7 protein-coding genes and 1 pseudogene are annotated in these 7,807 nt (G+C 69.3%); 4 read left to right on the top strand and 4 right to left on the bottom strand.

The features are described from left to right. The first annotated feature begins 258 nt into the window (after positions 1 to 258). Positions 259 to 1,257 carry an AraC family transcriptional regulator gene (locus ACWGIF_RS37350; protein WP_453504246.1) on the top strand — a complete coding sequence of 333 codons (999 nt, stop codon included), beginning with the start codon at positions 259 to 261 and terminating at the stop codon, positions 1,255 to 1,257. 43 nt (positions 1,258 to 1,300) lie between these two features. Beyond that, positions 1,301 to 1,516 (top strand): annotated as a pseudogene (locus tag ACWGIF_RS37345) (helix-turn-helix domain-containing protein); the annotation flags it as partial. Here the strand turns inward: ACWGIF_RS37345 and ACWGIF_RS37340 are convergent. The 4 genes from ACWGIF_RS37340 to uppS all read right to left on the bottom strand — a co-directional run bounded on the left by ACWGIF_RS37340 (position 1,465) and on the right by uppS (position 4,152). Beyond that, the gene (locus ACWGIF_RS37340; protein ID WP_453504244.1) at positions 1,465 to 1,719 is read right to left on the bottom strand and encodes a hypothetical protein; all 255 of its coding nucleotides are present in this window, start codon (positions 1,717 to 1,719) and stop codon (positions 1,465 to 1,467) included. The pseudogene ACWGIF_RS37345 and the gene ACWGIF_RS37340 overlap by 52 nt on opposite strands. Beyond that, complete coding sequence (locus ACWGIF_RS37335; protein WP_453504242.1) at positions 1,692 to 2,294, bottom strand: cytochrome P450; 603 nt, start codon at positions 2,292 to 2,294, stop codon at positions 1,692 to 1,694. The genes ACWGIF_RS37340 and ACWGIF_RS37335 overlap by 28 nt, the downstream gene beginning before the upstream one ends. 442 nt (positions 2,295 to 2,736) lie before the next feature. Then, positions 2,737 to 3,234, bottom strand: a complete 498-nt coding sequence (locus tag ACWGIF_RS37330; protein ID WP_453504249.1) for an NUDIX domain-containing protein — start codon at positions 3,232 to 3,234, stop codon at positions 2,737 to 2,739. Between the two features lie 147 nt (positions 3,235 to 3,381). Beyond that, a complete protein-coding gene (gene uppS / locus ACWGIF_RS37325) occupies positions 3,382 to 4,152 on the bottom strand; it encodes a polyprenyl diphosphate synthase (protein ID WP_453504240.1) in 771 nt (256 codons plus the stop codon). Between the two features lie 760 nt (positions 4,153 to 4,912). Here uppS and ACWGIF_RS37320 point away from each other — a divergent pair. Beyond that, positions 4,913 to 6,280 (top strand): cytochrome P450, encoded by a 1,368-nt coding sequence (locus ACWGIF_RS37320; RefSeq protein WP_453504247.1) that lies wholly within the window; start codon positions 4,913 to 4,915, stop codon positions 6,278 to 6,280. After that, on the top strand, positions 6,280 to 7,362 hold the full coding sequence (locus tag ACWGIF_RS37315; protein ID WP_453504239.1) for a terpene synthase family protein: 1,083 nt from the start codon (positions 6,280 to 6,282) through the stop codon (positions 7,360 to 7,362). The genes ACWGIF_RS37320 and ACWGIF_RS37315 overlap by 1 nt, the downstream gene beginning before the upstream one ends. The last annotated feature ends 445 nt before the right edge of the window (positions 7,363 to 7,807 follow it).

The raw sequence follows: 7,807 nt of genomic DNA, 5'->3' as shown, positions 1-7,807 counted from the left end.
GAGCTGACGCCGCCCGAAACCCCCGTCCTCGGGCGGCGTCAGCTCAGTGCCGGGACCGCGCGAGGCCCCCGGTCGTCGGCGGGGGCTTCGGTTTCCTGTCCCCTGACCGACCCTCCGGCGCCCACTCTGCCAAGCCCCGGAGCACCGCGCATTGGCCTGGCGTGCACAGTGTCTTGACGGAGAGTCGCCTCGCCGCCCGCGCCCCGGGGCCCCGGCTCTTGTTGCGCGGGCCGCCACGGCCGGTGTAAACCCGTGATCATGCTGCCCGAGAGAACGTTCCGCAGCGCGGAACTAGCGCCCGCCGACCGTTTCGAGAGCTGGCGGGCCCTGATGTCGGAGACGCATGCGCCCATGGAGATGCGCAGTGAGCACGCGGCCGACTTCTGGGTGAACCAGCGCGTCATCTCGCTTGGCGGGATCACGGTCTATCCGATGGAATGCCGTCCCCTGACCTTCCAGCGCACACCGAAGCTGATAGCGAGGTCGGACCCCGAGGCGTTCCACCTCTCGCTGATCAAACGCGGGGCGGGAGCGGTAACGCTGGGCAAGGACACCGTGGTGCACGGTGTGTTCGACATCCACACCAGTGACACGTCACGGCCGTTCGAGATCAGTTCCGGCCCGCATTCCGTCGAGATCATCGGGGTCGAGGTACCCAAGGCGCTGCTGCCGCTGCCCCCGCACACCGCTGGCCGGGTCATCGGCAAGCGCATCTCGGCCCGGGAGGGAATGGGGGCCCTGCTGGCCACCTTCCTCGACCAGGTGACCAAGGACAGCCGGTCCTACCGTCCGGCCGAGGGCCCGCGCCTGAGCGGCGTACTGGCCGATCTCGTCGCCTCGCTCTTCGCCGGTGTCCTCGAAGCGGACCGGTCCTTGACTCCGGAGACGCACCGGCGCGCCCTAGCGCTCCGCGTGATGGCCTTCATCAGGGAAAACGCCGACGATCCGCTGCTCGACGTCCCCGCGATCGCCGCCGCCCACCATATCTCCATCAGTTATCTCCACCGGGTGTTCCAGCAGGAGGGGGGCGGGGCGACGGCCGCGGCTTTCCTTCAGAGCCAGCGGCTCTCGCGGGCACGCCAGGACTTGGCGGACCCGCTGCACCAGGAGGTGCCCGTGCACGTCATCGGCGCCCGGCGGGGTTTCCGGCACGCGTCCGCGTTCAGCCGGGCGTTCCGCGAGGCCTACGGCCTGCCGCCCGCGGCCTTCCGCGGGCAGGCCCTGGCGGAAGACCTGGCCGGGACGCACGCCTCCTAGTCTTCTGGGTCAGGAATTCAGTTCAGATGTACAAGCTTGGTCTGTGGCACGTACTGGGCGGCCGAAGGCCGAGTTGATCCTGTCCGGCGAGGAACGGGCTGCGCTCGAAGGGTGGGTGCGGCGTCGTTCCACGCCGCAGGCGTGGGCTCTTCGGTGCCGGATCATCCTTGCCTGCGCCGAAGGCGCTTCCAACAAGGACGTCGCAGTTCAGCTCGGCTCGACTCCCCATGCGGTGGGCCGCTGGCGGGCAAGGTTCGTCGAGCACCGGATCGCCGCTTCGTCTCGCACCTCAGCGGCGGTGAGCGGCCGTCCTTCCTCGTCCCGGGCTGCGAGTAGCCTGCCCAGCAGGTCCTCGCCGCTGTCGCCGGCCTCTCCTGATGCCTGTCGGGCGCGGATGAGCTGGTCGATCTCCGTATCGGTCGCGACGGCGGCGATCAGGCGTCGGCGGGCGGGGGTAGGCACCCAGGGCGGCAGGAAGAGTCCGATGCCCCGTAGCTCGGCGCCGATCTCTCGCCCGGCCACGGACATCGCGTCTCGTAGTGCGTGGGCCTGGTCGCCGATGTCGTTGCCGAAAAGGTTTCGGACCACGATGCGCTGGGAGAGCGATCCATCTCCCGCAGCACGTCGATCTGGGTGCCTTCCTGCCAGCGGTCGGCAAGCGCCACGGCGCAGTCGACCATCGTCGAGGCGTAGCGGCGTACCTGGGAGGGGCGGACGGAGGGCTGGACCAGGGATCGCTTGCGGCGCCAAGCAGCGCCCTGGCTGCGCATGACGCTCTTGCCGACCAGTTGTTTGAACGCCCAGCCGGCATCGAGATTCTCGAAGTGCCCTTCGTTGCTTCCCAGGAGCTCGGCGATGTGCTCAGGGTGGGTGAGAGACATGATCTTCATCGGGCCGAGCGACCAGGTCACAACGTCCCCGAACTCGTCGCGCAGACGTTCCAGGAACGCAAGCGGGTTGCGGCCGAAAGCGGGCAGGTTTCCGAGCAGCGGCAGTCGGCGTGGGCCGGCAACGGGGACGACGGGGACAGGGGGCACTCCTCGTGAACGAGCAGCGTTGTGAACGGTTGTGCACGGGAAGCGGAGCAGTGCCGTAGCTCGCACCCAGCTGAAGGCTGGGCCAGTAGAGGCGCGCTCAGTCCGCCGCCCGACCGGTCGTGGCCCCCAAGGCCCTGCGTGCCGTCCGTCGGCGGAAGTCGTCTGCACGCCGGTGCCGGGCCGCCGCGGGGACAGGCCGGAGGCGGGAGCTGGGGAGGTCGTGGGCGACGTATCTATAGACAGCAAGCCCGATCCGATAAACCTGCAGGCAGGCGACGGGGTGGCACGAAGGCGCCGCCCATGCCGGTACCCAGGGCCGGCGGACCGGGTGAACGCCTCGCCGCCGCCCTCGCCGAGCAGACCCGGCGATCGATGGCGCAGTGGCACCCCGGCCAGGTCACCGACATCGGCCTGCCCAGGAGTACGATCCACGCCAGCTACCTCATGACCTCGCGTTCAGCGACCTGTAGCGCTCGTATGCCTCGCGGGCGTCGGGGACGAACTCCTGATGACGCACGAGATCATCCAGTTCGGATTCGGTGAGCCAGGCGTACCAGGAGATCTCCCGGGCAGCGGGCCGCACCCGCGTCGTGATGACGGTCTCGTGGACACCGAGCCAGTAGGGGGCGATCGCCCCGTGGCAGAGGTATTTGAGCACGAAGTGCGGGGTTGCCTGGACGCCGAGTTCCTCCGCCAGTTCCCGCGCGGCTGCTTCCTCATACGACTCGGTGGCTTCGACGGCACCTCCCAGCATCCAGTTCAGCTGCCCGGGGAAGCGCGATGCGGTCTCCGGGCGGCGGTGCACGAGCACGTGCCCTTCGGTGTTGCGGCACACGATCGTTGCGACGCGGTGCAGCCACCCCTGGCGGATCGCTTCGCCGCGGTCCACCACCCCCACGGCACGATCCTGCTCGTCCACCCGGTCCACCAGCTCACCCACGAACCGCACCCCGGCCACCGGCTGCGCCCGCCCAGCCTCGTACTCCTCGCACGAGCGGGGGGTGTACATGCCGGACAGCTTCACGGCTCCTGGCACGCTCGCCCGCATCCGACCGCCCGGGCCGCGCCGGTGCGGCATCGCCGGCCATCATCCGCTCATCCTGCGGGTCCGCTTCTCATAGGCCCAAAGGGCATGCAGGAAGTCGGCCTTGGTGAAGTCGGGGAACAGGGTGGGACAGAAATAGAACTCGGTCGAAGCGATGTGCCACGGCGGAACGTGGGAAAGACGCTGGTCGCCCCCAGTCCTGATCATGAGATCGATGTCGGGCTGCCCGTACATGAACAGGCGCCTGGAGATCGTCTCGGCGGTGATGGACGACTCGTCGACCGGCTGCCCGGCAGCCAGGGCTTGAAGGTCACGGACCAGCCCTCGGACGGCGTGGGCGACTTCTTCGTCCCCGTTGTAGCCATACATCACATTGAGGGTCAGACCCGGAGCCTCCCGGGTCACGTCCACCGCCTTGTCCAGGGCGGCGAGCACCGACTCGTCGCAGTACTCACGGAAGCCGACATGCCTGATCTTCCAGGCTCCGCCCTGCGCGAGACGTTCCAATACCTCGGCCGTCGCCTGGTGCACCACCTGGATCTCCGCCGCCGGACGCCTGGCCACGTTGAACGTGGACAGCACCCCCCAGCTCAGCGATGAGATGCCGACGTCACCGCACCAGCGCGCGATCTCCTCGATCCGGCCGAACCCCCGCCGGTACCCGTCCAGGACGCTGCGTCCGTTGATCCGCGCCCAGCGCCGGTTCCCGTCACCGTTGACGAAGACGTGCCGGGGAGCGGCCGCGAGGTCCACATAGGACGCCAGCGAAGGCGACTCGAGCGCCGCTCCTGCGTGTGGCTCCGTGCCTTCCACAGCTCTCTCTCTTCCTGCGACTGGCGTTCCGGTCAGGTGACAGGCGGGGCCGCAGTCGGCCTCTGGGGGGATCTCGGTGACCGGGATCGAGCCGAGAGCGGGCGCCGCGGGGCCCGGATACGGAGATCGCGCCGAGGTCGGTGCTCTCGGGGCCGGGCATGGCGTCGGACATGGTCTCCCCTCACAGGCCGGCACGCTGCCCTCCGGGTCAGAGCGTTCCATTGGAGATCACATGGGGCGGGCACTCCCGTGGGAACGGCTGGAACCCGACGATGGCGCGAACACTCTGCTCGTGCACCGCTCGGGCCGGCTCCGCCCTGTATGCCCCAGGGCCGGCACAGCGAATCCCCCGACTCCAGCCGAACGAGCCTCGCAGGCAAACACGCCTGTCGGACACGCGTCCCGGCGGACACCACTGCACGGACCGCGCACGGGCGAGGGGGTGGGGCCCTTTCTCCAAAAGCCGCGAGGCCGCCGCGCCCCCGGAAACGCTTATGCCTAGAGGCCCGCCAGGGTCGCTACTGCTGTGTGACATCGACGCGCCCGACGACGTAGACGTGGATGGGGAGTGCATGTGCGCCGCAGGAGTGCTGTCGTGCGCCCCCGCGTGCGCGGATGAGCGGCTGACGGGTGGGCAGCTCGTTTGCCAGCGGCGCGGTACGGGTGTGCCTGGGGGGAAGAGGAAACGGTTTTGTGTTTCGCGCGCGGAGTCGGGCGGGCGGTTGTCGTTCAGTGTGCTGCCGGACAGGTATCGGGGGGAGTGGGCGCGGTGGGGGCTCAGCAGGTTCAGCAGGTTGAAGGGGGTGTGCCGTGGTTGGGTCACGTGACCCAGATGGTGCGTGATCCCCTCGCCTTTCTCAGCTCTCTGCGGGGAGGGCCGGCGATGGTGAGGGTGCGCCTCGCCGGGCGTGCGGTGTATGTGGTCAACGCGGCGGAGGCGGCCCACCAGGTGCTGGTGTCGTCCGTGTTCGACAAGGGCGGGCCGTTCATGGACACGGCGCGGGTCCTGGTCGGCAATGGTGTGATCACCTGTAGCAACGCCGATCACCGGCGTCAGCAGCCGGTGATGAGGCCTGCGTTCCACCGTGACCAGGTGGCCCGGTATTCCCCGGTGATGGGTGAGTGCATCGCGCAGGCGGTCGGCGGGTGGCGTGAGGGCGAGCTGCTGGATGTCGAAGCGCGCATGTACGGGCTGGCGGCCCAGGTGGTGGCTCGGACTCTGATCGCGGCCCCGGCCGGCCGTAGGGCAGCGGACACGATGGCCTGTGCCCTGCCGGTGCTGCTGGAGGGCATGTTCCGCCAGTTGTTGGTGCCCTGGCCGCTGCTGCACCGTTTTCCGCTGCCGGCCAACCGTCGTTTCCGTCGCGCGCAGGTCCGCCTGAAGCTGGCCGTTGGTGACGTGATCGCGCAGTACCGGGCCGGCGAGGCGCCGGGGGACGACTTGCTGTCGCTGGTGATGGCCGCTGCCGACGGCGACGGCCGCCCGCTTGACGACACGGAGGTACGTGATCAGGTTCTGTCGGTACTGGCCGCGGGCGTGGAGACCACGGCATCCCTGCTCGCCTGGACCCTGCACGCCCTGGCCGACCACCCGGACGTGGAGAGCCGGCTGTGGGCCGAGCTGGACCGCGAGTTGGCCGCAAGCGCTCCCGCCTTCGCCGACATCGAGCGCCTGCCCTACACCCGTCAGGTGCTCACCGAGGTGCTGCGGCTGTGGCCCCCGACCTGGATGCTCAGCCGTGTCGCCCTGGAGGAGACTGTGCTCGCCGGTTTCACCGTTCCCGCGGGCGCGGATGTGATCGTCTCTCCCTACACCCTGCAACGGGACCCCGACGTGTTCCCCGACCCGGGACGTCTGGACCCCGACCGGTGGCTGCCCGAACGCGTCACTTCCGCCCAGCGCCAGGCGTTCATGGCCTTCGGCGGCGGGCGCCGCAAGTGCCTGGGCGAGCACTACGGCATGACGGAGACCGTCCTCGCCCTCGCCACGATCAGCAGCCGCTGGCAACTGCGCAAGGCCGGCGCCACACCGTTGCGGCCCCTGCCCCGTTTCCTGCTCTCCCCGAAGGCCGGCCCTCTGGTCGCAACCCGCCGCACGGCCTCGCCCGCCGGATGGGGGGAGCAGTGATGAGAACCTCCGGCCACGCAGAGGACGGCGGCCCCGCGGGCGGCATAGCCGCGTCGCCCGAGGAGCACCCCTGCTTCCGGATGCCGCTCTTCCCCCGGTTCACGCCCGCCCGGCGCCGCCCCGGGCTCGAGGTGCTGGAACAGCGCTGCGCGGCCCGCCTCGTCACACTCCTGCGCGATGCCTACGACAGCCAGGAGGAGCTGGAGACGTTCCTGGAACACCGCACCAGCCTGTGGAACCTGCTCACCTACGCCGACGCTCGCGAGGACCGCATCGAACTGGTCTGCGCCTGGATCGACGTCCTGTTCAGCATCGACGACGTCTTCGCCCAGGCACCGCCGTCCCGGGTCCGGCAGCTCGGCATCCACGACCTGCCTGCCGTCCTCGACGGCAGACCGCCCGCCGTGGACACCCCCTTCACCCGGGCATTCGGGCAGCTGCGGGACTGGACTCTTCCCCTCGCATCCCAGCGGGTGTGGCAGCGCTATGCGCGCACCTTGCATGAGTTCTTGGAGGCCTGCCACGCCGAACGTGACCTCGTCCAGGACCGTGCGGCACTGGACCTGCCCACCTACGAGAAGTACCGCAACAGCTCGATCGGGGCGTGCTGCTTCCCCCTCCTCGAATTCGGCCTCGGCATCGACCTGAGCGACCGCCTGGAGAAGCTTCCCGAACTACGGCGCCTCAACATGCTGGTGGCACGCCACTGGATCGGCGTCAACGACGTCTTCTCCTACCGTAAGGAGCTTTACAGCGGCGACACCATGAACGAGATCCATCTCGCGCTCGCCGAGAACGGCGGCGACCTCCAGGCAGCCGTCGACCGCATCGCCGCGACCGTCCACCGCGCCGAAACCGAGTTCGACCACCTCACCACCACACTGCGCGCCGGCGCGGCAGGCCAGGACAGCGGCTTGCGCGCCTACCTGGACGCGCTGGAGGCGATGATCGCCGGAAACCTCGAATGGTCCTACCTCACCCCCCGCTACAACGGCCGCGGCCACCACTGGAACGGTCTGACCGATGCCACCGTCATCCTCTCCCCCGACCGCACTCTGTACCGGCCCCACGAGCATGTGTGAACAGGCACGTCCATGGCAGCCGGCCATCTTCGTGATTGACGCCCGAGGGCGCCAGCTTGGTCACCTCGTGACAGCCATGATCACTACGGCTGGGCAGCGTGAGCAGGGACAGCCGTCCCGTTCTGACTGACGCCATCTGGTACCACCGCCGCAACCCATTCACAGCCCGCAAGGGCGCCTCTCAGCCTTCGAGCGGGGCCCGTGAGCCCCGGGCCGGCAGACCAGGCTCGCACCGGCTCCCTGACCGTCCCCAGAGCTCACGCAGAGACCGTTACCGTCGACGGCAAGGAACACACCGTCAAGCTCGGGGTGTTCATGTCGAACAGTAAGAGCAGGCGCGGGAAGCTCGCCGCCGACAGGCTCCAGGCCTGGCGGACCTCGGGCTGGAGTGGGCGGCCTGACTACCTCTACCGCGTCTGCGGCCTGGGCGTTCCCCTGCAGGGTG

Source organism: Streptomyces sp. NPDC054849, assembly GCF_053610945.1.
Note: the sequence above shows the minus strand (reverse complement) of the source record. Positions and strands in the feature narration are given on the sequence as shown.

Coding starts and splice junctions, on each gene's coding strand:
- ACWGIF_RS37350 (WP_453504246.1), top strand. CDS start 259: ATGCTGCCCGAGAGAACGTTCCGCAGCGCGGAACTAGCGCCCGCCGAC.
- ACWGIF_RS37315 (WP_453504239.1), top strand. CDS start 6,280: ATGAGAACCTCCGGCCACGCAGAGGACGGCGGCCCCGCGGGCGGCATA.